Source organism: Spongiibacter nanhainus (assembly GCF_016132545.1).
Taxonomy (GTDB): domain Bacteria; phylum Pseudomonadota; class Gammaproteobacteria; order Pseudomonadales; family Spongiibacteraceae; genus Spongiibacter; species Spongiibacter nanhainus.
Genome location: NZ_CP066167.1, coordinates 196,474 through 223,471, shown reverse-complemented (window position 1 = coordinate 223,471; position 26,998 = coordinate 196,474). Strand labels below are relative to the sequence as shown.

The window sequence follows — 26,998 nt, the reverse complement described above, 5'->3', positions numbered from 1 at the left end:
TTCACGAGAGGGGAAATCATGACTAAGTGGTTATTAGCGGCCTGCATCGCCGTTTTTAGTGTTGCGGCACTCGCCGAGGGCGAAGTCGAAGCCAAATACAAGAAGTCCTGTTATGCCTGCCACGCCTTTGGCGCCAACAATGCACCCAAAACCGGTGATGCAGAAGCCTGGGCGCCACGCCTGGAGAAAGGCATGGACACCCTGGTCACCCATGTCCGCGATGGCTTCAACACCATGCCGCCCAAAGGCCTCTGCTTTGACTGCAGCGACGAGGACTACAAAGCCCTGATCGAATTTATGGCCGCGCCCCAGCAATAGGCCCGACACAGCTTTAAAATCTTGAAGAGAACGGAACCATGAGAAAACCACTGCTTTTACTGTCCGCCGCCTTGTTGTTGAGCAGTGGGGCAATGGCACTGGAAGGCAACGCTGCCGCCGGTAAAGCCAAATCTGCCCCCTGCGCCGCCTGCCATGGCGCCGACGGCAACAGCCCCGCTCCGACCTTTCCCAAATTGGCGGGTCAGGGTGAGCGCTATTTGATTAAACAGATTCAAGATATCAAGTCCGGCGCCCGCCCGGTGCCGATGATGGCCGGCCAGACCGACAACCTGTCTGACCAGGATATCGCCGATATTGCCGCGTTTTATGCCAGCAAATCCATCAGCGTTGGTCAGGCCGACCCCGCACTGGTAGAAAAAGGTGAAGCGATCTATCGCGGCGGCATCCCCGAGCGGGACGTACCTGCCTGCTCCGCCTGCCACTCACCGACTGGACAGGGCATGGCCGCTGCCGGCTTTCCCGCACTGGGCGGCCAGTATGCAGAATATACCGTCGCTCAGCTGAAGGCCTTCCAGGCCGCGGCTGACGGCCGCGAAGGTGGCCGCGACAACGACGGCGAGACCAAAGTGATGCGCACAGTCGCCTTCCCGATGAGCGACGCGGAGATCGAAGCGGTAGCCAGCTTTATCCAAGGCCTGCACCACTAAGGGCCAAGGGCAAGGCGCTCTCAAGCAAAAGGCGGCATCAGCCGCCTTTTTTTTGGCCGGCGCTGCCGCTACTGTGAACATAGCGATAAAAGGCTGGAACCAGAGCGCGGCGCCACAGTCTGACGTTGGCACCGACACATTCCGCCACGATTAAACCCGCACCGACTATTCAACTGACAAGGGGACATAACATGAAGAATCTCTGGGCAATACTGGCTGTGGCCGTGCTGGGCCTAAGCCTCTCCGCCTGCAGCGACGCCGCCGAGCCCGCCGCCAAGCCTGCCAAGACCGCCAGCCAGCAACAAAGCCAACCCCAGCCGACCCCCAAAGCCGGTGAAGGCTATATTGTTATTCAACAGCCGGTGCGCACCGCAAACCCCGATAAGATCGAAGTGACCGAAGTGTTCTGGTACGGCTGTGGCCACTGTTTTGACTTCGAACCCATGGTGACTCAGTGGGCGGAACAACTGCCCGAGGATGTCGAGTTTCGGCAATCGCCGGCGATGTGGAATGAGCTGATGGTGATCCATGCCCAGGCTTACTACACCGCCAAGGCCTTGGGAGTATTGGAGCAGGTACACCAGGTAATATTCGATGAAATCAACCTGCGCAAAAACCCGCTGCGCAGCCGCGATGCATTGGAAGAGCTGTTTCTGGCCAACTCCGACCTGGACGCCGAGACCTTCCGCAAAGCCTTCGACTCATTTGGTGTAAAAAGCCAGGTTAAACAGGCTGATGCTCGGGCCCGGGCATACGGAATCGCCGGCACGCCAGAGCTGATCGTCAACGGCAAGTACCGGGTAACCGGCCGCGCCGCCGGCAGCAAAGCCAATATGCTTAAAGTCGCAGAACAGCTGATCGCCCAGGAGCGGGCAGCTCAGTAGCCCCCTTCGATACCGGCCTGGTTTAAACCCGAGGCGGGTTTACCAGGTCAATTGCCGCGGCGTATCAGGCGACGCGACATCGACATCCTTGCTCTGCGCTGCCGATGACTCGGCGGCGGGGGCAAGCTCCTCGCTGACGCTATCGTCGCCAACTGCCACAGCCGGTTCGGGCTCGCTGGCCGCCTTACTCGGTTCGACCACGTCCTGTTGGGGCGCGCCGCTCTCCTTCTTCTTGTCAGCATCGGCCGCAGCGCTTTCAGCATCAGCCGCAGCGCTGTCACCCACACTGCTGGCAACACTCAGCGATGCATAACCGGCATCCGCGAACTCCCGCTGACAGAAGGCCAGACGCTTGGCCGGGCTCGCCTCAATGCCTTTGGCCTCAAGCCGGGCGATTTCCTCTTCCACCCGCGCGCAGCGCGCCGCCAGCCCCGTATCGTTGGCAATTTGTATATTGAGACCGGGACGGGCATTGAGCTCCAGCATCAGCGGTCCCTTGTCCCGATCCAGCACCATATCCACCCCTAGGTAACCCAAGCCGGTCAGCTCGTAGCAGCGGGTCGCCAGCGACATAAACCCTTCCCAGTAGGGGAGCTGAACGCCCCGCACCGGATTGGCGGTATCGGGGTGAATCTGAATACGCTTGTTGTGCCAGGTACCATCGAGGGTAATGCCTGTGGCCAGATCGACCCCCACCCCAATGGCGCCCTGGTGGAGGTTGGCTTTGCCCCCGGACTGACGAGTGGGCAGTCGCAGCATAGCCAGCAGCGGATAGCCCTTTAACACGATAATGCGGATATCCGGCACGCCCTCATAGCTGATGGCACTGAATACCGAATCGGGAATCACCCGATACTCCACCATGGCCCGATCCCGATGGCCGCCCAGGGAGTAAATCCCCGACAGCGTACCGGACAGGTGAAAGCCGATATCTTCCAGGGTCAGCATGCGGCCGCCAGCTGTACGGTAATAGCCCTCAAACTGGTCGGAGATCACCATAATACCGTCGCCACCGGCGCCCTGAGAGGGCTTGATGACAAAGTCCTTTTTACCGGCGATAAGCTCTTCAAACTGGCCGATTTTCTGCTCGGAATCGACAATGCCATACAGCGGCGGCACGTTGATACCCGCCTCAATGGCCTTGAGCTTGGTGCGGATTTTGTCGTCCACCAGGGGATACAAATGGCGGGAATTATAGCGCAGCACATAGTCCGCATTGCGCTGATTGATCCCCATAATGCCCTTGGCACGCAGTGACTTCCACGTGGTGATCAACGACATCAGTCGGGCTCCCTGACCATATCTTTAAAGCGGAACAGCTCCATCAAGCGGTAGCCGCGATAGTGCCCCAGAGCCAGCATCAGCGCCATAAACACCAGCAGCGTGCCCGGGAAGGTAAAGACAAAATACACCCAGGGTGGGTAGCTCATCATCAGGTGCGCCAGGGTGGCGGCAAACAGAGTACCTATCCCTACCTTGATGCTGTGCATACCGCCGCGCTCTTCCCAGACAATAGACAAGCGCTCGATGGACATGGTCAGAATAACCATGGGGAACAGCGCAATCGACAGCCCTCGGTCGAGACCCAATTTATGGCCCAACACGGCAATCAAGGCCATTACAATCACCACAAAGGTCAGCACCACCGACAGCCGGGACAACAGCTGCAAGTGTAAGTGCTCAAGATACGATCGCAGCCCCAGGCCCAGCGCCGAGATAAAGGTGAATAGAAAAATCCCCCACAGCACCTGCGTCTCCCGAAAGGCCAGGCCGATCAGCACCGGGGTAAAGGTGCCCAGTGTTTCAATGCCAATGATATTGCGCAGGAGCAGAATCAGCATCACCCCAACCGGGATCATCACGATAATCTCAAAGGTGTGCTGGGACTGCAGCGGCAGGCTGTACATCGACATCGCCCAACCATTGTCGTCGCGGCTCTCGGCGATGCTCTGCGCCAGGGAAATGGAATTGACAGTGCGCTGGTTAGCGCTGATTTCCACGTCCAGGCGATAACCGCCCTCCACCTTGGCGATGGGGTCTGAGCCGGTCCACCACACAATACGGTCTTCAGGCAGCCCCTCCTCGCCGGTGGCGGGATTAAAATATAGCCAACGCTGACCGTTGTAGCTGCGCACCCACAGCTCTGGCGTCTGACTGCTACCACTGATCAGCCGCAGCGTGTGCACCTGCTCCACCGGGATATGGGCCGAAGCCAGTAACAGCTCAAGTACCCGGGTCCGGCTGCGCTCGGAATAGTCGTTGCGCAGCAGCAGCCGGGCATTGTCGTTATCGGTGTCATTGAGCAATTTAATGGCTTCGCGGATAAAGGTTTCAATATCGGCAGAATGCTCACGAATCGGCTTTAGCAATGCCTCCACCGCGACTTTTTCCGCGCCCTCTAACTTGGGACTCTCGCTAAATTGGGGGCCGGGCTCCTCTCCGGAGAAACGCGCATTGCTGCGCTGGGTCAGCATCAGCCGATAGAACATCTGCTGACTGCCCTCTGCTCGACGCGCTGACCATACCGCCCGGCGGTTATGCTCCATTTGATCGACATTGACGCCGTAGTTGCGCGCCACAAAGCTTTCGTCGAGGGTGATAAATTTGCTCCAGCTTGGCGGCAAATACATCTGCACCTTCACTGGCGAATTGCTGCGGGCCTGAAAGCTGATTTTGGTATCGATCACCCACACTGGCTCAGTAGTCTCGGCCGATACCGGTATATTCAGGGCAAAGATCTGCCACAATGTCGTCACCGCACCCACCACCAGCAGAGCTGCGGCAATCAACCTTACATGCGCCTTCACGCCCTTCATTTAGCCTCATCCTTTTGCTGAGATGCGGGACAGTCTCCCTGAAGATATTCACCGCTGGTATCGACCAGCGCATCAAAGGCCCGCAGCGGCTTGGCCCCCACCAGCAGCGGGTAGTCAAATCCGCGGCGATCGGCCAAATTGATTTCGACTCGCCTGCTCACACCACCAATCACAAAGTGCACCGCCACGGCGGGGCGCAGGTTGTAGTCTTTCTCGCCCTCCTCCACATCGGCGGCACGGCGCTGCACCCGGATGTACTTCACAATGGGCAAACTCATGCTGCGCAGGCTGTTATCGGGCAAGACCAGATCAAAGTGGACGACATCGTCCCCTTTTTTGGGTCCTTTATCCAGTGTGATATTGATGGCATTGAGGGAGCCACTACCGGCGCCGGTATCGATCTTGGCGGGATAACACTCCCCCAGCTCCTCGATAAACACCGACTCCCGCATACCAAACAGCGGGCGTTGATCCAGGGCCGAACAGGCCGCACTCCCCAGTCCCAGCGCCAGCAGCACTGAAGTCTTAATAATTTGACGGAACATAGCTTCCCTTATTACCGACCGGCTATTCTCACGTGCCGTGTTATAGCTTTGAAAATAGCACAGTGGAGCACGCCAGGACTACGCCAATCGGCGTAACTACTTGAGAGCCTGGAACAACGCCAGCGTGGTTTCCCGGGCCCAGCGGTGTTCGACAATGGGAGGCGGATAGTTATCCATCGCGGCGGGCTGATAGAGCGCCTTGCCCGACAAGCCACTCAACTCGGGAACGTAATGGATGATAAAGCGCCCATCGGGATCGAACTTCTGGGCCTGGGTGGTGGGATTAAATATACGGAAATAAGGCGCCGCGTCGGTGCCGGTAGAGGCCGCCCACTGCCAGCCACCATTGTTGGAAGCGAAGTCGGCATCGATCAACTGCTCGAGAAAATGGCGCTCGCCCCAGCGCCAGTCGATATGCAAATGCTTGCAAAGAAACGATGCGGCAATCATCCGCAGACGGTTGTGCATCCAACCGGTCTGAGCCAGCTGCCGCATCGCGGCATCGACAACAGGATAGCCCGTCTGCCCCTGCTGCCAGGCCTCGAACAAGGCCTGGTCGTTGCCCCAGTTGAGGGCTTCGGTCTCGGCCTGAAAGGCCCGCCCCATCACCACCCGGGGGTAGTGATGGGCGATGTAGCGGTAGAACTCCCGCCACAGCAGCTCGTTCATCCAACTGCCGGGCCCGGACTTGGCATCCCAGATGCTGTCGCCGCACTCGGCCCGCAGCCGCGACAAACACTGGCGGGCACTGATTACCCCCAGCGCCAGCGCGGCGGACAGCCGGGAGGTACTATCCAAAGCCGGGAAATCTCGCTCCGCCTTGTAATCGTCTGCCCGCTCGGCGCAAAAGCGCCGCAACTGTGACAACACCGCCTCCTCGGCCGCCGGCCAGGACGCCGAGGAGACCTCCTCGCCAAACACCGGACAGGTTTCCGGGACATAGGCCTTACCCTGCGCCTTGGGGCGGCGACGGCAAACCGGGAAGTCATTGGCAATGTGCTGGCGTGCCTGGCGCGAAAAGGGCGTAAACACCTTGTAGGGATCACCGTCGCCCTTCATTACCTGGGTCGCCCCCAGCAGATTGTCTTCAACCAGAGTCAAAGGCACCGGCAGCGCCGCCTCGCAGGCCTGATCCCGGCGCTGCTCGTCCACCAGCCACTCCCGGTGGGCAATGACCCGCTCTATGCCGTGTTGATCGCAGTAGCTGGCAAGCCGCTCAGGCACCTTGCGAAAGTGCCCAGCTTCCACGATATCAAAGGGGATACCCAAGGCAGCCATCTGGGCGGCCAGGTCGTCCAGCACCCGACGCAGATAATGGCGGCGGATGGGCGCGATCACATGCTCATCGAGCTGCTCCGGGCATAACAGGTATACACCTCTCACCTCTCCGGCCTTAGCGGCCTCGGTTAACGCCGTGTTGTCCAGGGTCCGGAGATCGTGACGAAACCAAACCAATGTGGTCACAGGCCCACCCGTAACTTCAGATCACGGGGGTAGGGATTGAAGTAATATTGATCCTGTAGGTAGTCGATTTGGTACTTCTCCAAGAATAACGACAGCATTTCCAGAGGCACCAGTAGCGGCAACAATCCCGCCGCGTAGTCGGCGATCACTTCAGACAAGCGCTCCCGGTCTTCTTTCTCCAAGTGATTTTTGAAAAAGCCCTGGATATGCATTAATGCATTGCGGTGATTGCGAGGATTGGCCGGTTTTTTCAACGCCGCCATAAAACGTTGGATATATTCGTTTGCCGCGGCTTCAACGTCATCAGCCCCCGCTACCAAGGGCCCCAGCTCCCGATAGATCTGCTGATTGTGAGCCAACAACAAGAATTTGTGTCGGCGGTGAAAAGTCTGCAGGCCGGCAGCCGTCATACCTTCGGCCTCCAGCGCCTGCCAGCGGGCGTAGGCAACCACCCTCAGCACAAAGTTTTCCCGCAGCTGCAGGTCATTGAGCCGGCCATTCTCCTCCACCGGCAGCAGCGGGTGGGCCGCCATTAGCTCCCGAGCGTAAACGCCGACGCCGACCTTACCCAGGCCATTGCCCTTCTCAGACACCACCGGCACACGCTCCATGCCGCAGCTGGGTGACTTGGCGCAAAAGATATAACCGCTGATATGGTCGAGTTTCTGTGCAGTATCCCGGGCGAAGACCTGCATTTTTTCGGTCACATCCAGGCTGGCATCCTGGGTGCCCTGCAAACGGGGCTGGTCGGGGTCGCCCACCAGGCGAATAGTGGGACGCGGCACACCCATGCCGATCGCCTGCTCAGGACAGACATGCACAAACTCAAAGTGGCGACTCAATTCGTCAGTGGCAAAGGGGAAGCGCTTGTGGCCGCCGTCGTAGCGGACTTCCTCCCCCATCAAACACGCACTGATACCAATGCGAATCGGCTGCGGCAGCTCCATGTTCACAACCCCCATAAAAACACCATCATTATCAGAAAACACTGACCTCAGTGTAGCGCGTAATCAGCCACTCGGGACTCGCCGCCTACACCCGGCACTCTACGATGATGCCCGCAGCGCAGATCTCCTGCGCCGCACACGATCCCTCGCGCCCCCATAAAAGAAGCGGAACAAAATCAGCACAATGTAGAAAATCGGCTTAGGGAGTCTCGGGGGGATTGGCCATAAACAGAATCAGCGCTCGATAGTCCTCGTCGCTGCAATTGACGCACATGCCCTTGGGCGGCATGGCGCGGATGCCGTGGCGGGTATTGCTTACCAGCACTTCCATCCCCTGGGAAAAGCGCGGCTGCCATTCCGACCACACACCACTGCGTGGGGCGCCATTGACGCCGCCGCTGTGGCAGGAATAACAGCTCTGAATATACTTAGCCTTGAGCCCCTCATCAACAGGCATGCGCCGCCGAGGGTCACTCTGCGTACTGGCCGTGTTGGCGCTATCGCCAGCACCCGGCGCTGCCGCCGGCGCGGTCTCAGGCGACGGGCCACACGCCGCGATAGCTAAAGCCATTGCGAATAGCCATAGCAATAAAAAGACTCGCTTCACTTGCTGTCCTCAAAACCGAAACGGGGCTTGTCGTCTTCGTACTGGCGATCAATGGCGCCCACATCCAGCAGCGGTGCTGCGTCAATGTGTTGAGCGTCCATCATTTGCGCCACCCGCTGCAGGGAACTGATGATTTGCAACTGTTCCCAGTCCTGCAGATCTCGAAACTGGCGCTTGAAATACTCCTGTAGCGGCGTGGGCGCGTTGCGAATGATCTCCGCACCCTCTTCCGTCAGGCAGGCGTAGACCTTGCGCTTGTCCTGGCTGGAGCGTTCACGCACTACCAGATTCCGCTTTTCCAGGCGGTCGATAATGCTGGTCACCGTTGCCTGACTCAGGTTCACCCGCTTGGCGATATCGCTGATGATGGCATCACCGTGATCCCGCAGGATTTGCAAAATCATCATCTGGGGCGCGGTCAGGCCCGAGGTTTTCATCAAGTGTTTGGAATGCAGGTCAACCGCGCGGGTCACCCGGCGCAGGGCAATCAGCACTTCTTCTATATGGCGGTCTGACATCTGGCTTACCTCTCGTAGAGGCGCGATTTTAGTGCTCAGCATCGATTTATGCACCGTAAAAATACCAACCAATCCATTGTGTAGTTTGAAAAATAACGTCCGAAGCCGCTATAATACATCGTGTACTAAGCATTTGTCAGGGAGGTTGGGTTCATAAATTTGCTTTAAAGCGGTGTCATATCGGCGCCAACGCCTTATCACACGGGCTTTTGAGGCAAAAATATTATGAACACAAAACAATTGTGTTGAAATCAAATCAAGAGACGCCTACGGACGCCTTGAACCTCGTTTTTCGCAAACCCACAGCGGAAGACGGCTTTCCATTGAACCAGCTGGTGGAGAACAGCCCGCCTCTGGATCCCAACTCGGTTTACTGTAATTTGCTGCAGTGCACCCACTTTGCCGATACCTCAGTTGCCGTCGAGGAAGACGGCAAACTGGTCGGCTTTATCTCCGGCTACGTACCGCCCGGCAAGCCAGATACCTATTTTCTGTGGCAGGTTGTGGTGGACAGCAGCCAGCGCGGGCGCGGCCTGGCCAAAAAGATGATGCACGCCATTATCGATCGCCCCGAGTGCGCCGCCCTCACCCACCTGGAAACCACCATCACGCCGGACAACGAGGCGTCATGGGCTCTGTTTCGCAGTTTCGCCCGGGATAAGGGTGCCGAGCTGAAGCACGACATCTGGTTTGACAAGGACAAGCACTTCTACGGCCACCACGACAGCGAGGCATTGCTGCGTATTGGCCCCTTCACCAGCTAGTCGTTAACAGATAGCAACGGTGAAAGCCCGGTTGGGCACGGATTAACGTCACGACTTTAACGAAATCGCAAAACCAAACGGCAAGGCAAACGCAGCCAAGAGGACAGTATTATGACTATTTTTGACCAACTCGAATCAGAAGTTCAGAGCTACGCACGTTCATTCCCAGTGGTCTTTGACAAGGCCCAGGGCGAGCACCTCTATGACCAGGACGGCAACCAGTACCTGGACTTTCTGGCGGGTGCCGGCACGCTGAACTACGGCCACAATCACCCGGTATTGAAAGAAGCGCTGATCGAGTACATTCAGCGCGACGGCATCACCCACGGTCTGGATATGCACACCGCGGCCAAAGCCGACTTTTTGAAGGCCTTTAACGAAGTGATTCTTGCGCCTCGGGACATGGAATACACCTTCCAGTTCACCGGCCCCACCGGCACCAACGCGGTTGAAGCGGCGATGAAGCTGGCCCGCAAAGTGACCGGTCGCAACACTATCGTATCTTTTACCAACGGCTTCCACGGCGTGACCCTGGGTAGCGTGGCCGCCACCGGTAACAGCCATCACCGCGGCGGTGCCGGCGTGGCACTGGGCGATATCGCCCGCATGCCTTTCTGTGGCTACCACGGTCGCGACGTCGACAGCCTGAAAATGATCGACAAGTTGCTGACTGACCCCTCTTCCGGTGTCGACCTGCCAGCGGCGATGATCGTCGAGCCAGTCCAGGGCGAAGGTGGCCTGAACGTGGCCAACAACGAGTGGCTGAAAGGCTTGGAAAAACTGTGCCGCAAGCACGAGATTCTGCTGATTGTGGATGACATCCAGGCTGGCTGTGGTCGCACCGGCACATTCTTCAGCTTCGAGCCTGCCGGCATCAAGCCAGACATTATTACCATGTCCAAGTCGCTGAGCGGCTACGGTCTGCCCTTTGCGGTCGTCATGCTGCGCCCCGACCTGGACGTGTGGGCACCCGGTGAGCACAACGGTACGTTCCGTGGCAACAACCACGCCTTTGTCACGGCGGCGGCGGCGATTCGTCATTTCTGGAAAGATGACAGCTTCTCTAAAGAAGTGGTCGAAAAATCCGCCATCGTCAGCCACCGCTTCAAGAAAATTGCCGACCGCCACGGCGTGTCTGTCACCCCCCGCGGCCGCGGCATGATGCAGGGCCTGGCTGTTGCCGACGGCGACACTGCCGATGCCATTGGCAAAGCCTGCTTTGAGCGGGGCTTGGTTATTGAAACCTGTGGTAACCACGGCCAGGTGGTCAAGTGCTTCTGCCCGCTGACTATCGACAAGCAAGAGCTGGTGCGCGGCCTGGACATCATGTCCGAGGCCTTTGCCGAAGTACTGGGTAAAGCGGTAGACCGCGAGGCATCGTAAGCCGCCGCTGCCAACAATTTCGTCACGCCCGGCCCGCCGGGCGTTTTTACAAGCCCGGTCTCCGTCGCACTGCGCGCCCCGGGAACGACACGAACTGAAACAGGACATCATCACACAATGATCGTAAGAACTCTGAAGGACTGCGAAAACTCTCCCCGTAAAATCGATGGCGGCAACTGGCAAAGCGTGCGCATGTCGCTAAAAGACGACAACATGGGCTTCTCCTTCCATATCACCACCATCTTTGCCGGCACTGAAACGCCGATTCACTACCAGAACCACCTGGAGTCGGTGTACTGCATGGAAGGCAATGGCGAGGTGGAAACGGTCGCCGATGGCAAGATTTATAAAATTGAGCCCGGCACGCTTTATATCCTCGACCAACACGACAAGCACCTGCTGCGCGGCGGCAGTGAAGATATGAAGCTGGCCTGCGTGTTCAACCCACCGCTGACCGGCAAAGAGGTTCACGACGAAAACGGCGTGTACCCTCTTGAGGCAGAGGCAATCGGCGAGTAAATCGGCCCAGGCCTCGCACTCTATTGTTTGTAAGCTAGTATTTTTGCAAGATATTCATTCGGGGCGCCGAGCCGCCCCACAACTGATTGGGCAACAAGCCAATCAACGGAGACAAGCATGTCACATAGCGTAGAGAAAATTGGCGGCACTTCGATGAGTGATTACGCCGCTGTACGCGACAACATCATCATCGCCGGCGCCAAAGACGGCTTTTTGTACAACCGCATTTTTGTGGTATCCGCCTACGGCGGTGTGACCGATTTGCTGCTGGAAAACAAGCGCAACGGCAACCCCGGCGTCTATGGCCTGTTCGCCGACCAAGAAGGCAGCGAAGCCCTGTGGCGGGAGGCGCTGGTTAACGTCGGTAACGAACTGCGCAAGATCAACAGCGAGCTGTTTCAAGACGCCGACCAGCTGGACGAGGCCAACAAGTTTATCGAAGGCCGTCTATTGGAAGCCGAGCGCTGCATGGACAACTTGCACCGCCTGTGTCAGCACGGCCACTTTGAACTGGAAGACCACCTGCTGACCGTGCGGGAAATGCTGGCCAGCATCGGCGAGGTCCACAGCGCCTGGAACACAGCTAAACTATTGCAACGGGACGGCATCAACGCCCGCTTTGTCGACCTGTCCGGCTGGCGCATGGAAGAGGCGATTCCCCTCGATGACCACATCCAGCGGGAGCTGGACAAGATCAAAGTCGACGAGGAGCTGCCCATTGTCACCGGCTATGCCTACTGCAAAGAGGGCTTGATGGCCACTTTTGACCGGGGCTACAGCGAAATGACCTTTAGCCGCCTAGCAGTAAAAAGCGGCGCCGCCGAAGCGATTATTCACAAAGAGTATCACCTCAGTAGTGCCGACCCCCGCTTGGTGGGTGCCGACAAGGTGGTGCCCATCGGTCGCACCAACTACGACGTGGCCGACCAGCTGGCCAACTTGGGCATGGAGGCCATCCACCCCCGTGCGGCCAAGGGGCTGCGCAAAGACCACATCCCGCTGCGGGTGAAAAATACCTTTGAGCCCGAACACAACGGCACGCTGATCGACGGTGACTACCGCAGCGAACGCCCCTGCGTGGAAATTATTGCCGGCCGCAAGCAGGTCTACGCCCTGGAGGTGTTCGATCAGGACATGGTGGGCTCGCTGTGGCAGTATGAGCAAAAAATCCTCAGCTCCATCGAGCGTTTCAAGGCCACGGTGATCACTAAGGACATCAACGCCAACACCATCACCCACTATTTGGGCACCAGCCTGAAAACCGTGAAGCGGATCGTCAAGGCGGTCAGCGAGGAATTTCCTACCGCAGAAGTGAGCACCCGCAAGGTCGCCATTGTCTCTGCCATCGGCAGCGATATGCAGGTACCTGGCATGCTGGCCAAAACGGTTTCTGCGCTGGCGTCAGCCGACATCAGCGTGCTGGCCATGCATCAATCCATGCGGCAGGTGGATATGCAGTTCGTGATCAACGAAGATGACTATGAGGAAGCGGTTGCCAGCCTGCACCGCTGCCTGGTAGAAGTCCACGATCACGGAGATGCCATATGCGCAGCCTGACCAGGGCTGGACTGCTGATACTGCTGGGATTATCCAGCGCTATCGCGCTGGCCCAGCAGCCTTCAAACTCGCAACAACCACAATCTGTCGAAGACCCCAGGCTCGATCAGCATATTGAGGAGCTGAAAGAGCCCCTGTATTCGCCTTTTATTGAGCGTTACCTGCTCGACGAGGTCCGCTCGCTGCGCATCGACATGGAGCGCAAGCACCGGGAGCTCACCCAGGAAGTGGTGGACCGGGAACTGGCCGCCGCCGACAAAGCGGTCAGCTACTCCACCAACACCGTCACCTATTTCTTCTACCTGATCGCCGGCGTCAGCTCGGCCCTAGTCCTTATTGGCTGGAGCTCCATCCGGGACATCAAGGACAAGGTCCACAGCGTTGCCAACGAGCAAGTTTCCGAACTGGTGGAAGAATATGAAAATCGCCTGCGGGCCATCGAGAAGCAGCTCAAGCAAGAAACCGCCCACATCGAGTCAAACCGAGAGGAGATCAATCGCACCCAGGAAATTCACTCACTATGGTTGCGAGCGACCCAGGAAAACAGTCCGGCCGGTAAAATCGCAGTTTACGACCAAATTCTGGCTATTCGCCCCAACGACGTGGAAGCCATTACCTACAAGGCCGATGCGGCCCTGGAGCAAGGCGAACCCCAATGGGCGGTTAACCTGTGTCACCAGGCCCTGGCCCAGGACGAGCACAACGGCCACGCCTTCTATCAACTGGCCTGCGCCTATGCGCGACTGGGCAATACCGACGAGGCCGCCCGCTACTTTGGCAAGGCCGTGGAGCAGACAGAAATCTATCGCGATGAACTGTGGCGCGATAGCGAATTGGAGCCGCTGCGAGACCACCCGGCGATTCACGAAATCCTCGATCCAACAATAGAAAAACCAAGCTAAGCCGCCCGATTATTTCAAGCCCAATTATCAAAACGACGGGGCGGCAACAACAATGGAGTATCTATGGTTACCGCCTGGAGTTTTCTGGCCTTTCTCGCCGCCTTTGTGCTGATCGGCCTGTCATCCCTCTACGCCAACACCCACCGCAGCGACGACTACTACCTGGCCAGCAATACCGTTAAGCCCTGGCTGGTGGGGCTGTCGGCAGTCGCCACGAACAACAGCGGCTATATGTTCATCGGCGTCATCGGGTACACCTATACGGTCGGACTGTCGGCGTTTTGGATGATGGTGGGCTGGATCGTCGGCGATTTTATCGCCTCTCAGCTGGTGCACCGCAAACTGCGTGAGGCCACCGCCAAAACCGGAGAGGTGAGCTATATCGGCGTGCTCAGCCAATGGCACAACGCTCTGCCCGGCTACCAGCGCCTGGCCGCACTACTCTCCATGCTGCTACTGTTATCCTACGCCGCCGCCCAGCTATTGGCAGGCAGCAAAGCACTTCACGTATTGTTCGACTGGCCCCTGTGGAGCGGCGCGGTGGTGGGCGCGGTACTGGTCACCCTCTATTGTCTGGCGGGCGGCATCCGTGCCTCGATCTGGACCGACGCCGCCCAATCCATCGTGATGATTACCGCCATGGGCGTGCTGCTGTGGGTCGCCGTTGCCAACCTGGGCGGCATGAGCGCCACCCTGGATCAACTCCATAGCGTACCTCAGTACATGAACTGGTTCCCCGAAGACCTCGCCTTCCCCGGCTTTACCGGCGCGGTATTATTTGCGGTGGGCTGGCTGTTTGCGGGGCTCTCCGTCGCTGGCCAACCCCATGTGATGGTGCGCTTTATGACCCTTGACGATGTGGGCCAAATGAACCGCGCCCGGGTGTGGTACTACCTGTGGTTCACCGCCTTCTACTTGATGGCGACCTCTGTCGGCCTGCTGTCCAAAATCTATCTGCCGGAAATTGGCAATTTCGACGCCGAACTGGCCCTGCCCACCATGGCCCAGGAGCTACTGCCGCCGGTGATGGTCGGCCTGATCCTGGCCGGGGTCTTTGCCGCCACACTGTCGACGGCGGACTCGCTGGTTCTGTCCTCTTCCGCCGCACTGACCCACGACTTGCTGCCCCAGCAAATCGAAAAGCCCATACTGATTAAAACCGCTACCTTCGTGGTGACCGCCCTCGCTCTGGGCTGGGCCCTGCTCAGCTCCCAAAGCGTATTCGGTATGGTGGTCATGGCCTGGTCGGGGCTGGCCAGCGCCTTTGTGCCCATGCTTTTGGTGCTGATCGCCGGCCGACGCCCCAGTCAGGGCATTGCCATTGCCATGAGCGCCACCGGCATTGGTGTCGCCCTGTTGTGGCGACTGCTGGACCTGCACCTGATGGTGTACGAAGGGTTGCCCGGCATCCTCGCCGGCCTGCTGTGCTTCTGGATACTGAGCCTGATTTTTGGCGACCAAAAAGCCACTAAGCCAGCGACTGCCACATCCCAAGCACGCTAACCGTGAGCAGTACCGCGCCGACAATCCGGAAAAACGTCGGCGTCTCGGCCTGCAACATTTTGTTGTGGGCCCTCAGTCCGATCACATGGCCCACTGCCGCGCAGGGCAGCAACCACAAATGATGCACTAACTGCAGATCGACACCGGCCCAGATAAAGGCCACCAGCTTGATCCCCACCATAATAAACCACAGCGCCAATAGGGTATCCCGCAACTTTTCCCGAGCCACATGCTGGGCCATCACTGCGATAATCAATGGTGCGCCGATCAAGGACGTGCCACTGATATAAGCCCCCACCACCAAAAACAGCACATCGACAAAGGGGCTGCGACTGCGAAAAGGGCGATTGAAGATATAGGTCAGCGAGTACACCGACACGATCACAAAGATAATCGCACTCAACACCCCACCCGGCAGGGTAATCAGCCCAACCACGCCAACCAATTTGGGCACAATCATGATGGGTAAAATGCGCCGCAAGTACGCCCAATCCACGGTACTGACGGATTCTGCCCCACCCCCGGCCACCGCATGACGGTTATTCATGGCGATGGTTAGAGAAGAAAACACCAACAAGTGCACCGAGATGATCGGCAGGAACACTAGCGGTTCGTCGTGCACCAGCAACAAAAAGGGCAGCGACAACACCGCACCACCAAAACCCAGACCCGAGCGCACAAAGCCACTCCAGATAAAAATCAGGCCGATAAGAAGGTACTGGTACACTGCGAGTTCGGTCATGAGGGATACAACAGGAGAGAAAGCCGGAGATTGTACGATCAGCCGGTAACTTCCGCCAACATTGCGGTAGCATTTCCGACCTTAATCGACGTTATTGACTACTTCTAAGTTGGGTACGCGGATACAGAAAAGGCCCTCAAATGAGGGCCTTTAATCCGCTCGACGTGTTTAGACCGATTACGCTACCACGCAAAAATTTAAAACCCGCTACAGGCACCGGTGCTGTGATCACACCCGTCAGCACCAATGTAGTTTTGCGTGGAGTATTCCGCGGCGGGCAGTTTATCCACTGACTGGCCGGCTTCGTTGAGGGCCTCAACGTAGTCCACAAAACCCTGGGCGTACTCGGTAAAGGTATCCACAAAGTTGCCGGCGTCGTAGATGGGCTTAAAGGCCAGATAGCCGTCCTGGCCTGAGGCAATAAAGTCGTTGGTGACCACAGTGTAAGTGGCCGCGGTATCGATGGGCGTCCAGTTGCCAGCGACTCGGGGGTTCACTTCAACATTGCTGACTCGGCTACCCGCTACCTGAGAGGCGTCGATGTTGTAGCGCAGACCGGATGCATAGGGGTAGGAACCCGTCGAGCCGCCGTTATCCAGCGCATTGGCCAGGGCATCTTCCAAGACATCGATGATTTGCTGGCCAGTCATCTCCAGGGTAACCAGAGTATTGCTGAAGGGCAGCAGGGTATAGGCATCGGCGATAGTGTAGTCACCGGCTGGGACGTCCACACGGACACCGCCACCATTCTGGATGCCAATATCCGCAGTGGGGGTTACCGTCATAAAGGCCTTGGCCACAATATTGGAAATGTCGCTACCCATATTAGCGGTGAGGCTAACATCACAGATGGTGGACCGGCCTTGACCGGGGAAGCGCTCCAGGCATAAATCGCTGGCGACGCTGCCAATCACAGTTTGACGCAGCTCTTCGGTTTGCGAGTCAAAAAACTCCACCAAGTCCGCAGTGCTGGCGTCCGCCTGTGTTACGGCCACTTCGGGGTAGCCGGTGAGCGCCTGGGTCACCGCAAAGGTGTCGTTGCTGTTTAAAGTGCGGTTTTCATCGTCGTTAAATTCGTAGCTGAAGCTGTTGCTGATGGGCATGTAGGTTTGCCCACCACAGTGGGTGACCACGCCGTCATCATCGAAGGAGACATTCAACTTACCCATGATATGGGCGTACTCCCAAGCCTGAACCACGCACACCGGCTCACCGTCACTGTTAGACACTTGCGCTGGATATGGAGCAATAGGATTAAAGCCCAGATCACTGTAGGTGTCGCTGCCCAACAGGGTGTGGGAGTCACCACCGACGATGACATCCACACCGCTGAGGTTTGCTGCCAGGGCCAGGTCTTGCTGATATTGGTAGTGGGTCAGCAGAATGATTTTATCCACGCCAAGGCCTTCCAGCTCGTCAATATACTGTTGCGCCGTGGTGGTTTCGTCCAGGAACTGGGTATCGGCATCTGGCTGGGAGGAATTTTTGGTCTTGCCGGCAATGTCGATACCGATAATGCCAATTTGCTGCCCGCTGCGTTCAAGGATAGTGTAGGGCTGAATATAGCCGCTGGCTATCGCCGAGCTGGCGCCGGGCACCACATTGGCCGCCAACGCGGGTGTTTCACAGGCTGTGGAATTCAGGGCGTCGAGGAACTTGGCTAAACCGGCGTCGCCATCATCAAATTCGTGGTTACCCAGTGCAAAGGCGTCAAAACAGATTTGGTTCATCACCGCCGCGTCGGCAGCGCCGGAGAACAGGGTATAGAACAAGGTACCGGTGATAGCATCCCCAGCGTGCAGCTTCAACACGTTTTCGTTTTGACCCGCCAGCGTATTGAACAAGCTCACCATCATCGGGAAACCACCGTAAGCGACTTCGATCTCGCTTACCGGGCCGCCGCCCTCAATAGTCGCGCTCAAATCCAACCCCGATACATCGAAGTCAAAACTGTCTGCGGTAATGTGGGAGTGATGGTCATTCATGTGCAGGATGGTGAGATCCATGGCGCGACGGGCATCTTCACCGGCGGGGCCTTGTGGACCTTCCGGCCCTTGCTGGCCTGGTTGCCCGGATGTACCGGGGTCACCTTTTTCGCCTTGCGGGCCGCGATCACCATCATCGCCACCACAGGCGGTCAAGACACCAGCACTCAGCACTAGCGCTAAGGCCGCTTTACTAAAGTGATTCATTGCAAACTCCTACTACTTGGCAGTGTTGTTAGAGGACCAGACCGCGGACGCACCACTGGCCATCGCCACAGTCTCGCAATGAAAAATGAAATCTCGCCGACCAAATCGACGCTCTGCGTGAATTTTTTGTGAAACCTACTGTGCAGCTAACGCCGCTCAAGCCCCAAAAAAACTGTGATTACCCAAGCGCTGTTATCCCTGGCGAGGAGGCGATAAGGTGGAGCCCACCATTCAAACCGGAGCGAGTCGACATGGCCGACATTACCTTTTCAAAAGAGGAGCTGGCTGCCATTACCGGCAGGATTCAGCTGTATTTTCGTGAAGAGTTGGATCAGGAGCTGGGCCAGTTTGACGCCCAGTTCCTGCTGGAATTTTTTGCTGAAGAAATCGGTGGCTATTTCTACAATCGCGGCCTCTACGACGCCCAGGCCCTATTGAACGATAAGCTGGAAGATATCAGCGACGCCCTTTATCAGTTGGAGAAACCCACCGGCGGCAGCTATTAAATCGGCAAGCTTTTAGCCGAATTAATAGCGGCACATGGATGTGCCGCCACAGGCTGTAAGCCTAGGCGAGCCCGTAAAAATCAAGGAATTTCGCAAATTCCGCTGATTTTTACGGGCGACAATTAAATAGCGAAGGATTCAGCTATTTGATTGCCAGGTTAAAAAGACGTCGCCACCCGTCGTCTCGACAGGCGCCTGGCGCGGTATGCTACTCTGGTGCGCTGTAACTCACGCTGCAAATAGAGACACTGAATAGGACCACCCGAATGAACGTCGTTGACGCGCTAAAAGCTCGCCGCACCATTCGCGGCTACAAGCCCGACCCCATCCCCGATGACATACTGCTGGAGATACTGGACCACGCTCGCCTGGCCCCCTCCAACTGCAACACCCAGCCCTGGCATTTGACGGTGGTATCCGGCGAAGCGAGAGACAAGTTGGAAAAAGCTCTGGTCGAAGAGATTGTCAGCGGCAAAGCACCCAGCCCCGGCTTTAAACCCGGTGATGCCGACCTGGGTGGGGTGTATAAAGAGCGCCAATACGACTGCGCCATGCGCTACTACAGCACCATGGATATTGAACGCCACGAGCGGGACAAGCGCCAGGCACTGATGCTCAAGAACTGGGAGTTCTTTGGCGCGCCTCACGTGGGGTTTATCTCCATGCCCGGGGGCATGGGCCCGGTGAATGCCCTGGATGTCGGCATCTACCTGCAAACACTCATGTTACTCCTGGTTGAGTACGGCGCGGCGAGCTGCCCCCAGGGCGCCTTGGCTTTTTACCCTGACCCTATTAAAGAGATTGCCAGTCTGCCAGAGGGGCACGAAATCATTTGCGGCCTGTCATTTGGTTATGAAGATAAAGGCGCAAAAATTAATGAAGTCACCATGGATCGGGCGCCGCTGGACTCCATGCTGACCTTGATCAAATAAGGGGCTCACACCGTGCACAAAGGCATATTGGCAATACCTCAGCTGCTGCTGATATCGCTGCTGGGCGCCTGCAGCAACGAGGCGGTCTACAACAACATCCAGCACAACCAGCGCTTGGAATGCGAGAAGCAGCCACCCAGCCAGTATGAAGAATGCATGGCGGAAAGCGGCGTTAGCTTCGAAGAGTACCAACAACACCGCAACGAAGCGGAAATCCACCCCACTCCGACAGGAAGCGAGTAAGCCATGTGGCTGCGAACCCGTTGTGAACTGGCCTTTGATATCACTGCGCCAATGCCTTTTATTCTTATGCTGCGGCCCCGCAGTGGCGCCCAGCAATGGATATCCCGGGAGAGTTATCTGTTAAACCCCAATGTGCCCGCCTTTGAGTTCACCGATAGCTACGGCAACCTTTGCCAGCGCTTGGTCGCGCCGGTTGGGCAATTTGAGATCACTACCGAGGCGGACGTGGAAATTGCCGACGGCACTGACCGCGCCCCCCGGCGCCCCCTTTGTAGAGGTGCAAAACCTACCCGACGATGTCCTCAATTATTTGCTGCCCAGCCGCTACTGCGAATCCGAGCGCTGCAACGATTTAGCGACCCAAATTGGCCAGGGCTCGCTACTGGGTTACGACCAGGTCGCCGCCATAGAAAACTGGTTGCGGCAAAACATCGCCTACCGCCCCGGCAGCGTCGACCGCCCGATCTCGGCCATGGAGACCTACCAGCAAGGGTATGGGGTATGCCGGGACTTGGCCCACCTGGGCATCGCACTGTGTCGCAGCCTGAGCATTCCCGCTCGCATGGTGGTGGGCTGTCTCCACCAACTACAACCCATGGACCTACACGCCTGGTTTGAGGCCTTTGTCGGCGGCCGCTGGTACACCTTTGACCCGACACAGGCCTATACCCGTGGCGGTTACGTGGCCTTCGCTTACGGCCGGGATGCGGCAGATGTTGCCATCTATACCCAGTTCGGGCCACCGATGTTCCCCCAGCGGCAGCTGGTATCGGTCACACAATTGTAGTTGCGACAACCCAATTAACAGCACACTGAATACAGGATATCACCACCATGTTTGAATGGATCGCCAGCCCGGAAGCCTGGGTTGCCTTGGGGACCTTGGTCGCCCTGGAAGTGGTATTGGGCATCGACAATATTATTTTCATCTCTATTCTGGTGGCGCGCCTGCCGGCTCATCAGCGGGACAAGGCCCGCCAAATTGGCCTGGGACTGGCAATGGGTGCCCGGTTGCTACTGCTGTTCGCACTGGCCTGGATTATGGGCTTGGTTGAGCCACTGTTCACCGTATTGGGTCAGGCTATTTCCGGCCGGGATATTATCCTGATTGTCGGTGGGCTATTTCTGTTGGCGAAAGCTACCCACGAGATCCACGCCAGCCTGGAAGGACAGGAACACAATGCGGCCAGCGCGGGCAGCGCCGCCTTTTTCCCCGTCCTGGCGCAAATCGCTGCACTGGATATCGTATTTTCGCTGGATTCAGTCATCACTGCGGTGGGCTTGGTGGACCATTTATCGGTGATGGTCATCGCCATTATCGTATCCGTGGGCGTCATGCTGGTTGCCGCCAAACCGCTTGGCGATTTTGTTGACAAACATCCCACCATTAAGATTTTGGCCCTGTCATTCTTGCTAATGATTGGTTTGACGCTGATGGCAGAAGGCTTTGATGTGCATGTGCCCAAGGGGTATATCTACTTTGCCATGGCTTTCTCCTTTGCTGTGGAGCTGCTCAATCTGCGCATTCGTAAAAACAAAAACGTCGTTCAGCTCCACAAGAAATTACAGGAGTAAGAGGCGATGACACTCTGGGATGCCTTAACCCTGTTCGCCGCGATGACGGCCCTGGCGCTGCTACCCAGCACCAGTGTTGCGCTGGTGATCAGCCGCAGTGTTAGCGGCGGCCCGCGTCACGGCGTTGCCACCAGCTTGGGAGTGGTCGCAGGGGACCTAGTTTTTGTCGCTCTGGCACTGTTGGGCATGACGGCATTGTCCGCCGCACTGGGCAGCGTGTTCAGCGTGGTGCGGCTCCTCGCCGGGCTGTTTCTCGTTTACTACGGTGTGCAACTGTGGCGCCGCGCTTCATCGAGTACGGATGACAGCAAACAAAGTAAGCCGGCACCAGACGCCCCCTGGTACTACCCTGGCAGCTTGCTTGGCAGTTTCTCTGCGGGCTTGGGGCTAACCCTGGCTGACATCAAAGCCATTGTGTTTTACGCCAGCCTGCTGCCGCTGTTTGTTCAGCTCAACCCGCTTAGCTACACCGATGCGGCCCTGGTGGCAGCGATCACAGTCGTCAGCGTCGGCGGTGCCAAACTGTTCTACGTGTTGCTAGCCGGACAACTGCCCCGGCATGCCATCACCGCACGGCACCGAAAAACCGCCCACCGCACCATGGGCAGCGGCTTGATTGCCGCTGGCGCTTACCTCATTGCGCGCGCAGACTAACTTGTTATTTCAGGCGCTGCGAAGCTGTTCCGGATCGATGCCGTGTTTTTTGATCAGTTTATACAGGTCTGAGCGATTGCGGCCCGCACACTTGGCTGCCTGGGTCATGTTGCCGCCAGTGGCGGTGAGCAACCGGCGCAGGTAACGGGATTCAAAGTCTTTTCTGGCTTCGGCAAATTTGGGGATCTCGCTGGCACCGTCGTCCTCCTCGGGAAGGCTCGCCACAACTTGTCCATCGCCGATCACCGGCCCCGGCGTCAGTGCCACCAATTGCTCGATAATATTGCCCAACTGGCGGATATTGCCGGGCCAGGGGTAACTGACCAGCTTGGACATCGCCGCAGGGGACAGCTGCTTGCGCTCGGTGTGCTGACGCTCGGCGGCCACCGCTAAAAAATGCCGGGCCAGTAGCGGGATATCTGAGGGTCGCTCCCGCAATGCGGGCAGCGTCAGCTCTACGGCATTGAGCCGATAGTACAAATCCTCACGAAAGCCGCCGTCTTTAACCGCCCGCCGCAAATCCCGGTGGGTGGCCGATAACACCCGCACATCGATATGCCGGTCGGCCCGCCCCCCAACCGGACGCAGCACCTGCTCCTGCAGCACCCGCAGCAACTTGGCCTGCAGTGCCAGAGGCATATCGCCAATTTCATCGAGGAACACGGTGCCGCCATCGGCCCGGGCAAACAAGCCTTCGTGGTCCCGGGTGGCGCCACTGAAAGCGCCTTTGACATGACCGAACAGTTCCGACTCCAACAGGTCACCGGGAATGGCCGAGCAATTAATGGCGATAAAAGGTTCGGCGTGGCGCGGGCTGGCGCGGTGCAATGCTCGAGCCATCACCTCTTTACCGGTACCACTTTCGCCACTGATCATAATATTTAGCGGGCTGGATGCCACCCGCCAAGCTTGATCCAGCAGTTGCTGCATGGCGGCACTGCCATAGACCAAGTCGTCACACCAGTCGTTGTCCTTGGGGCGGGGGTGCTGCCCCAGCGCTTCGTCGATTAACTTGCGCAGTTCATCTTTGTCCACCGGCTTGGTAAGAAAGCCGAATACCCCTTTTTGGGTGGCGGTTACCGCATCCTCCACGCGGCCGTGGGCAGTCAGCAGGATCAGTGGCAGGCCGGGGTGGCGCTGCTGCAGCGCTTCAAACAGCGCTAGGCCATCCAATCCGTCCATTCGCAAGTCACTCAACACCAAGTCGACCTCCCGCTCAGCGACTACCGCCAGGGCGTCATCGCCACTCTCAACACATACCACCTGATATCCCCAGGCTTCCAGCCGCATGGAAAGCAGCTCTAGCAAGCCGGTATCGTCGTCGACCAATAACAGGGTTGCCTCGGTATTCACGGTTGTTGCCCTCCGTTTTGATGCAATTCAGACTCGATTTCGCCTATCCCTTCGATAGTGGATTCCAGTTGCGCTTCCAGGTTATCGATACGCGCTCGCTGGGAGCTCAATGCCTGCTGCTGTCGTTTTACCAGTGCCAGCAAAGCGCGCTCGCTGTCACTGATCGGCAATTCATCCAAGCGCTGGGCCAGCGCCTCGATAGTGTGATGATTGGCCAGGGGCTCGCAGGTTGCCGCCAACATGGCATCCAGCAGCTCCGCCACGTCGTCACTGCGCAGAGTCGCCGAGGGCCGCTCAGCGTCGGGCAGCAAACAAAACTGTTGCGCCTTCATCAAATGTCGCTCGGTATCGCACTGCATTGGCAGTGCCGCCTGGCATTGGGCCTTGTCCACTGGCATATTGGTTTGGCGATGCCCCAGCTCAGTATCAGTGGGCGTACAAGCCGATACCACTGCCCCAGCCAGCAACAACAAAATGCTGCGATTGAAAATCCCTGTCATGGTGCCTCGCTATCGATTGGAAATATAAGAGTGAATACACAGCCCTGGTCAGTGTCGCTGTGCAAATGTAATTTGGCGCCAATGCGTTCGCAGCATTCGCGGACAATGGCCAGCCCCAGGCCGCTGCCTTTTAGCGCCCCGCGCCGGGGCGCACTACCTTGTTCAAAGGCTCTAAACAAACGCCCCTGATCTTCCGGGGGAATGCCCGGACCATCGTCTTTGACCGACAGCCACCAGCTGTCGTCTCGCCGCCCCCAGCGAACCGCAATGTGATGACGCGCATCGCAGTACACCATGGCATTGGACAACAGGTTGGCCAGAATCATTTCCAGCTCGGCTGGATATCCGCGTATAGAGTCCAACTCCCCCTGCCAGTCACACGACGGGCTCTGCGCAGGATCAATACGCCGGTAGCGCTGATAAAGGGTGCGACACAGCGCCGCCAGATCGACATCGCCCCGAGGGCTGTTGTGGGTGTGGCTGGCGGCATTGAAATCCAGCAATTGCATAATCAGGTTTTGCAGTTGCTCGGCCTGCTGGGCCTGAATCGACAACACCCGACGCTGCTCGTCCGCCAATGGTCCCGGCACCTCGTCCCGCAGTAGGTCGTTGGCGTCGACAATGGCCGCCAATGGGCTCTTTAACTCGTGGGTGATATGGCGGGTCAGCTGTTGCTTTTGCGCCTCTGCCGACGCCAACTCACCCCGCATCCACTCCAGGCGCTCGCCGAGCCGAACCAAATCCGCCGGACCGGCAACGGCGATAGGCCTGCGCCACTCGCCCCGACCCAGCTGTTGGATGGCCTCGCTCAAGCTGCCAAAGGAACGTTTGATCCGCCGCCACCCCAACGCCAGCAGCAATAGCGTCAGCGGCAAAGCCAGTGCACCGGTCAGCGTGACGCGCCAGCGCAAAGCTGTGGCACCGCGCCGATTGGCATCGATGGATTCCGCCACAGTTTCACGGATAGCGGCCTGCAGCGCCTCGCTCAATTCCCGGGTACGCTGGTAAGTCTCGTCCAGCGGCCGGGTCAACTGTTGAGCGCCTTCGCCAATAGCGTTGAACTGTGCTTCCAAGGCGATGCGGTCAGTGCGAGTTTGATGACGTTGCTCAGGGGGCAACAGATTCTCGAGACGCGCCAGGGCGTCGAGACTCTGGTTGAGCTTGACCTCCAGCAGGTCGACAAAGCGCGGCTCCTGCAACAGCCGGTACTGCCTGGACGCCCGTTCAATACCTTCGGTGTGTTGCCGCAGGGTCACTGCCAGCTGGCCGAGCTGGGACTGACGCAGTACCTCTTCACTTTGGCGCCGACTCTGTCGCTCCAGCTCCCACACGGCATAGCCAACCGCCATCACCAACGGCAGCATCGCCAACAGCGTGGCCACCAGCCATTGCCGCAACAGGCCAGGCGTTTGCCTGGCGGCGGTATTGTCGCGCTCCAGTGCTGCGGCATCAGTCTGCGGCCAGCCCTGGGTGTTGCCGTTTTGCAACATCGTAACCCCATGATTTTAAATGATTTTTAAATTTTGCAACGGCGCAGTGTTGGCAAATAGCAACAGTTTGGAGGGGTAAATTCCCGAGAAAGTTCGATGAAAATTGCTAAGTCATTGTTTTTATTGACTTTAAAAAACTGGCACAGGGATTGCCCTTAGGGAGATACCGGGCATCGAAAAATCATCGATTGCCTCCCCGACAACCCGGGAGGCCCGGGACAACCCACAGAAGGAGAGTGTTATGAAGAAGACAATGTTCACAGCCGCCGCCATGCTAATCACCACCACCGCACTGGCCGCCGGCCTGCAGCTCAACAACTCCACCTCCGGCTCGGCGCAGGGCGTCACCAACGATGCCGGCCTCGCTGCCAACAGCGGTGCAGGTATGAGTGCACAGGGCAGTAGCTCCACCACCATGAGTGGCGATCAGGAATACAGCAAAGCGCTGTTCGGCGCACTGGATACCAACGCCGATGGCAAGATCAGCGAGCAAGAGGCTCAGGCCGAGCGCGGACTGCGGGAGCACTTCGGTAAGGTTGATGCAGACGCCAACGGTGAAGTCAGCCAACAGGAATTTATGGCGCGTAAGGAAGCGATCTCTGAAACAGAAGAAGCAGAGTAAGCCACCACTCACTCGCAATAAATGGAGCAGCCCCAGGGCTGCTCCAGACCCTGTAAAGGTCGACAACAACGATTGACGGAGGTACTCCTATGACATTGCGTCACGCACTGACCATGATCGTAATCGCGGCGTCGTTAAGCGCTGGTTCCATGGCTGCCAAAGCCCAATCGCAGTACCGCTCTGGAAGCGATTCCCACGTTTATGTTGGCGGTAACTACGGTGTATACAAGGACCGCGGCGGCGACTTTGATGAGGATGACAATTTCTCTGAAATTTTGGTCGGGATTCAAGCAAACGAGATCATCGGCATTGAAGCCAGCTACCTGAACTTCGGTGAGTTCAGCGGCGGTATCGGCACAGCCGACGTCGACGGTTACGATCTTGCCCTGGTGGGTCGTCTGCCTCTGACAGACAGTTTCGGTCTGTTTGCCAAAGGCGGGCTGCTGTTTTGGGAGGTCGACACCAAGGTCGCTGGCGTCAAGCGCGATTATGACGGCGAAGACCCCTTCGTGGGGGTGGGTGCAGACTTTGAGGTTACAGAGAACTTGATCGTCGCACTGGAGTACGACCGCTATCGGATCGACCTGGATGACTCCAACCTGCCGAATCCAGGCGGCAATTGGGACGGCGATATGGACACCATGAAGCTGGGCGCACGCCTGGCCTTCTAACCCCACCCACAGCGTTCTCCAACTTGCCGGGATCACACCCTCCCGCCCCGCGGTGGTCCCGGCTTTTTTCTTTAACCTCCCCCTCACACAATCCGCGCTATACTCCCCGATTCAACAAGGGGG

29 protein-coding genes are annotated in these 26,998 nt (G+C 57.8%); 17 read left to right on the top strand and 12 right to left on the bottom strand.

Features of this window, described 5'->3' with window-relative positions:
- The first annotated feature begins 18 nt into the window (after window positions 1-18).
- The 3 genes from I6N98_RS01105 to I6N98_RS01095 all read left to right on the top strand — a co-directional run bounded on the left by I6N98_RS01105 (window position 19) and on the right by I6N98_RS01095 (window position 1,870).
- A complete protein-coding gene (locus I6N98_RS01105; protein ID WP_198569993.1) occupies window positions 19-318 on the top strand; it encodes a c-type cytochrome in 300 nt (99 codons plus the stop codon).
- A 38-nt stretch (window positions 319-356) separates the two neighbouring features.
- The gene (locus I6N98_RS01100; protein WP_198569992.1) at window positions 357-986 is read left to right on the top strand and encodes a c-type cytochrome; all 630 of its coding nucleotides are present in this window, start codon (window positions 357-359) and stop codon (window positions 984-986) included.
- 191 nt (window positions 987-1,177) lie between these two features.
- Entirely contained in the window at window positions 1,178-1,870 is a 693-nt protein-coding gene (locus tag I6N98_RS01095; protein ID WP_198569991.1) for a thiol:disulfide interchange protein DsbA/DsbL, read from the top strand.
- Window positions 1,871-1,909: 39 nt separating this feature from the next.
- On the opposite strand, the gene I6N98_RS01090 is transcribed toward I6N98_RS01095, so the two are convergent.
- The 7 genes from I6N98_RS01090 to I6N98_RS01060 form a co-directional block, all read right to left on the bottom strand.
- Window positions 1,910-3,151 carry an alpha-L-glutamate ligase-like protein gene (locus I6N98_RS01090; protein ID WP_232787424.1) on the bottom strand — a complete coding sequence of 414 codons (1,242 nt, stop codon included), beginning with the start codon at window positions 3,149-3,151 and terminating at the stop codon, window positions 1,910-1,912.
- Window positions 3,151-4,686 carry an inactive transglutaminase family protein gene (locus tag I6N98_RS01085; RefSeq protein ID WP_198569990.1) on the bottom strand — a complete coding sequence of 512 codons (1,536 nt, stop codon included), beginning with the start codon at window positions 4,684-4,686 and terminating at the stop codon, window positions 3,151-3,153. The genes I6N98_RS01090 and I6N98_RS01085 overlap by 1 nt, the downstream gene beginning before the upstream one ends.
- On the bottom strand, window positions 4,683-5,231 hold the full coding sequence (locus I6N98_RS01080) for an ATP-dependent zinc protease family protein (protein ID WP_198569989.1): 549 nt from the start codon (window positions 5,229-5,231) through the stop codon (window positions 4,683-4,685). The genes I6N98_RS01085 and I6N98_RS01080 overlap by 4 nt, the downstream gene beginning before the upstream one ends.
- 96 nt (window positions 5,232-5,327) lie before the next feature.
- Complete coding sequence (locus I6N98_RS01075) at window positions 5,328-6,695, bottom strand: cryptochrome/photolyase family protein (RefSeq protein WP_198569988.1); 1,368 nt, start codon at window positions 6,693-6,695, stop codon at window positions 5,328-5,330.
- The gene (locus tag I6N98_RS01070) at window positions 6,692-7,657 is read right to left on the bottom strand and encodes a YbgA family protein (RefSeq protein WP_232787423.1); all 966 of its coding nucleotides are present in this window, start codon (window positions 7,655-7,657) and stop codon (window positions 6,692-6,694) included. Before I6N98_RS01070 ends, I6N98_RS01075 begins: the two co-directional genes overlap by 4 nt.
- Window positions 7,658-7,841: 184 nt before the next feature.
- The gene (locus I6N98_RS01065) at window positions 7,842-8,213 is read right to left on the bottom strand and encodes a c-type cytochrome (RefSeq protein ID WP_198569987.1); all 372 of its coding nucleotides are present in this window, start codon (window positions 8,211-8,213) and stop codon (window positions 7,842-7,844) included.
- Window positions 8,214-8,245: 32 nt separating this feature from the next.
- A complete protein-coding gene (locus I6N98_RS01060) occupies window positions 8,246-8,767 on the bottom strand; it encodes a MarR family winged helix-turn-helix transcriptional regulator (protein ID WP_198569986.1) in 522 nt (173 codons plus the stop codon).
- 278 nt (window positions 8,768-9,045) lie between these two features.
- On the opposite strand from I6N98_RS01060, the gene ectA reads away from it, so the two are divergent.
- From ectA to I6N98_RS01030, 6 genes are all read left to right on the top strand, one after another.
- Window positions 9,046-9,531 carry a diaminobutyrate acetyltransferase gene (gene ectA / locus I6N98_RS01055; protein WP_232787422.1) on the top strand — a complete coding sequence of 162 codons (486 nt, stop codon included), beginning with the start codon at window positions 9,046-9,048 and terminating at the stop codon, window positions 9,529-9,531.
- Window positions 9,532-9,642: 111 nt separating this feature from the next.
- Window positions 9,643-10,914, top strand: coding sequence for a diaminobutyrate--2-oxoglutarate transaminase (ectB, locus tag I6N98_RS01050; RefSeq protein ID WP_198569984.1), 1,272 nt, complete (start codon window positions 9,643-9,645; stop codon window positions 10,912-10,914).
- 117 nt (window positions 10,915-11,031) lie between these two features.
- A complete protein-coding gene (locus I6N98_RS01045; protein WP_198569983.1) occupies window positions 11,032-11,433 on the top strand; it encodes an ectoine synthase in 402 nt (133 codons plus the stop codon).
- Between the two features lie 117 nt (window positions 11,434-11,550).
- Window positions 11,551-12,990 (top strand): aspartate kinase, encoded by a 1,440-nt coding sequence (locus tag I6N98_RS01040; protein WP_198569982.1) that lies wholly within the window; start codon window positions 11,551-11,553, stop codon window positions 12,988-12,990.
- Window positions 12,978-13,892 (top strand): TPR end-of-group domain-containing protein, encoded by a 915-nt coding sequence (locus I6N98_RS01035; protein WP_198569981.1) that lies wholly within the window; start codon window positions 12,978-12,980, stop codon window positions 13,890-13,892. Before I6N98_RS01040 ends, I6N98_RS01035 begins: the two co-directional genes overlap by 13 nt.
- 63 nt (window positions 13,893-13,955) lie before the next feature.
- Complete coding sequence (locus I6N98_RS01030) at window positions 13,956-15,395, top strand: sodium/proline symporter (RefSeq protein WP_198569980.1); 1,440 nt, start codon at window positions 13,956-13,958, stop codon at window positions 15,393-15,395.
- On the opposite strand, the gene I6N98_RS01025 is transcribed toward I6N98_RS01030, so the two are convergent.
- On the bottom strand, window positions 15,361-16,137 hold the full coding sequence (locus I6N98_RS01025; RefSeq protein ID WP_198569979.1) for a sulfite exporter TauE/SafE family protein: 777 nt from the start codon (window positions 16,135-16,137) through the stop codon (window positions 15,361-15,363). The two genes, I6N98_RS01030 and I6N98_RS01025, sit on opposite strands and share 35 nt — an antisense overlap.
- Before the next feature lie 197 nt (window positions 16,138-16,334).
- Entirely contained in the window at window positions 16,335-18,329 is a 1,995-nt protein-coding gene (gene nadN, locus I6N98_RS01020) for an NAD nucleotidase (RefSeq protein ID WP_232787421.1), read from the bottom strand.
- Window positions 18,330-18,580: 251 nt separating this feature from the next.
- Here nadN and I6N98_RS01015 point away from each other — a divergent pair, with 251 nt between their 5' ends.
- From I6N98_RS01015 to I6N98_RS00990, 6 genes are all read left to right on the top strand, one after another.
- Entirely contained in the window at window positions 18,581-18,835 is a 255-nt protein-coding gene (locus tag I6N98_RS01015; protein ID WP_198569978.1) for a DUF2164 domain-containing protein, read from the top strand.
- Between the two features lie 266 nt (window positions 18,836-19,101).
- Window positions 19,102-19,767, top strand: coding sequence for a nitroreductase (locus I6N98_RS01010; protein WP_198569977.1), 666 nt, complete (start codon window positions 19,102-19,104; stop codon window positions 19,765-19,767).
- Window positions 19,768-19,779: 12 nt separating this feature from the next.
- Entirely contained in the window at window positions 19,780-20,010 is a 231-nt protein-coding gene (locus I6N98_RS01005) for a hypothetical protein (protein ID WP_198569976.1), read from the top strand.
- A gap of 232 nt (window positions 20,011-20,242) precedes the next feature.
- Entirely contained in the window at window positions 20,243-20,797 is a 555-nt protein-coding gene (locus tag I6N98_RS01000) for a transglutaminase-like domain-containing protein (RefSeq protein ID WP_232787420.1), read from the top strand.
- Between the two features lie 47 nt (window positions 20,798-20,844).
- The gene (locus tag I6N98_RS00995; RefSeq protein ID WP_198569975.1) at window positions 20,845-21,585 is read left to right on the top strand and encodes a TerC family protein; all 741 of its coding nucleotides are present in this window, start codon (window positions 20,845-20,847) and stop codon (window positions 21,583-21,585) included.
- Between the two features lie 6 nt (window positions 21,586-21,591).
- Window positions 21,592-22,239: a LysE family translocator gene (locus I6N98_RS00990; protein ID WP_198569974.1), complete on the top strand. Its 648-nt coding sequence runs from the start codon at window positions 21,592-21,594 to the stop codon at window positions 22,237-22,239.
- Window positions 22,240-22,248: 9 nt separating this feature from the next.
- Here I6N98_RS00990 and I6N98_RS00985 read toward each other — a convergent pair whose 3' ends face one another.
- Genes I6N98_RS00985 through I6N98_RS00975 form a run of 3 tightly spaced genes read right to left on the bottom strand, consistent with a single transcriptional unit; the run spans window position 22,249 to window position 25,582 of the window.
- Entirely contained in the window at window positions 22,249-23,592 is a 1,344-nt protein-coding gene (locus I6N98_RS00985; RefSeq protein WP_198569973.1) for a sigma 54-interacting transcriptional regulator, read from the bottom strand.
- Window positions 23,589-24,092, bottom strand: a complete 504-nt coding sequence (locus I6N98_RS00980) for a hypothetical protein (protein ID WP_198569972.1) — start codon at window positions 24,090-24,092, stop codon at window positions 23,589-23,591. The genes I6N98_RS00985 and I6N98_RS00980 overlap by 4 nt, the downstream gene beginning before the upstream one ends.
- Window positions 24,089-25,582 (bottom strand): sensor histidine kinase, encoded by a 1,494-nt coding sequence (locus I6N98_RS00975; protein ID WP_198569971.1) that lies wholly within the window; start codon window positions 25,580-25,582, stop codon window positions 24,089-24,091. The genes I6N98_RS00980 and I6N98_RS00975 overlap by 4 nt, the downstream gene beginning before the upstream one ends.
- A gap of 241 nt (window positions 25,583-25,823) precedes the next feature.
- Between I6N98_RS00975 and I6N98_RS00970 the strand changes: the two genes are divergently transcribed.
- Entirely contained in the window at window positions 25,824-26,204 is a 381-nt protein-coding gene (locus tag I6N98_RS00970; RefSeq protein ID WP_198569970.1) for an EF-hand domain-containing protein, read from the top strand.
- 89 nt (window positions 26,205-26,293) lie between these two features.
- The gene (locus I6N98_RS00965) at window positions 26,294-26,875 is read left to right on the top strand and encodes a porin family protein (protein ID WP_198569969.1); all 582 of its coding nucleotides are present in this window, start codon (window positions 26,294-26,296) and stop codon (window positions 26,873-26,875) included.
- Window positions 26,876-26,998 lie beyond the last annotated feature (123 nt).

Coding starts and splice junctions, on each gene's coding strand:
- I6N98_RS00965 (WP_198569969.1), top strand. CDS start 26,294: ATGACATTGCGTCACGCACTGACCATGATCGTAATCGCGGCGTCGTTA.
- I6N98_RS01070 (WP_232787423.1), bottom strand. CDS start 7,657: ATGGGGGTTGTGAACATGGAGCTGCCGCAGCCGATTCGCATTGGTATC.
- I6N98_RS01085 (WP_198569990.1), bottom strand. CDS start 4,686: ATGAAGGGCGTGAAGGCGCATGTAAGGTTGATTGCCGCAGCTCTGCTG.
- I6N98_RS01080 (WP_198569989.1), bottom strand. CDS start 5,231: ATGTTCCGTCAAATTATTAAGACTTCAGTGCTGCTGGCGCTGGGACTG.
- I6N98_RS01090 (WP_232787424.1), bottom strand. CDS start 3,151: ATGTCGTTGATCACCACGTGGAAGTCACTGCGTGCCAAGGGCATTATG.
- nadN (WP_232787421.1), bottom strand. CDS start 18,329: ATGAATCACTTTAGTAAAGCGGCCTTAGCGCTAGTGCTGAGTGCTGGT.
- I6N98_RS01105 (WP_198569993.1), top strand. CDS start 19: ATGACTAAGTGGTTATTAGCGGCCTGCATCGCCGTTTTTAGTGTTGCG.
- I6N98_RS01060 (WP_198569986.1), bottom strand. CDS start 8,767: ATGTCAGACCGCCATATAGAAGAAGTGCTGATTGCCCTGCGCCGGGTG.
- I6N98_RS00980 (WP_198569972.1), bottom strand. CDS start 24,092: ATGACAGGGATTTTCAATCGCAGCATTTTGTTGTTGCTGGCTGGGGCA.
- I6N98_RS00970 (WP_198569970.1), top strand. CDS start 25,824: ATGAAGAAGACAATGTTCACAGCCGCCGCCATGCTAATCACCACCACC.
- ectB (WP_198569984.1), top strand. CDS start 9,643: ATGACTATTTTTGACCAACTCGAATCAGAAGTTCAGAGCTACGCACGT.
- I6N98_RS01035 (WP_198569981.1), top strand. CDS start 12,978: ATGCGCAGCCTGACCAGGGCTGGACTGCTGATACTGCTGGGATTATCC.
- I6N98_RS01100 (WP_198569992.1), top strand. CDS start 357: ATGAGAAAACCACTGCTTTTACTGTCCGCCGCCTTGTTGTTGAGCAGT.
- I6N98_RS01015 (WP_198569978.1), top strand. CDS start 18,581: ATGGCCGACATTACCTTTTCAAAAGAGGAGCTGGCTGCCATTACCGGC.
- I6N98_RS01025 (WP_198569979.1), bottom strand. CDS start 16,137: ATGACCGAACTCGCAGTGTACCAGTACCTTCTTATCGGCCTGATTTTT.
- I6N98_RS01040 (WP_198569982.1), top strand. CDS start 11,551: ATGTCACATAGCGTAGAGAAAATTGGCGGCACTTCGATGAGTGATTAC.
- I6N98_RS00975 (WP_198569971.1), bottom strand. CDS start 25,582: ATGTTGCAAAACGGCAACACCCAGGGCTGGCCGCAGACTGATGCCGCA.
- I6N98_RS01010 (WP_198569977.1), top strand. CDS start 19,102: ATGAACGTCGTTGACGCGCTAAAAGCTCGCCGCACCATTCGCGGCTAC.
- I6N98_RS01045 (WP_198569983.1), top strand. CDS start 11,032: ATGATCGTAAGAACTCTGAAGGACTGCGAAAACTCTCCCCGTAAAATC.
- I6N98_RS01095 (WP_198569991.1), top strand. CDS start 1,178: ATGAAGAATCTCTGGGCAATACTGGCTGTGGCCGTGCTGGGCCTAAGC.
- I6N98_RS00990 (WP_198569974.1), top strand. CDS start 21,592: ATGACACTCTGGGATGCCTTAACCCTGTTCGCCGCGATGACGGCCCTG.
- I6N98_RS00995 (WP_198569975.1), top strand. CDS start 20,845: ATGTTTGAATGGATCGCCAGCCCGGAAGCCTGGGTTGCCTTGGGGACC.
- I6N98_RS01030 (WP_198569980.1), top strand. CDS start 13,956: ATGGTTACCGCCTGGAGTTTTCTGGCCTTTCTCGCCGCCTTTGTGCTG.
- I6N98_RS01065 (WP_198569987.1), bottom strand. CDS start 8,213: ATGGCTTTAGCTATCGCGGCGTGTGGCCCGTCGCCTGAGACCGCGCCG.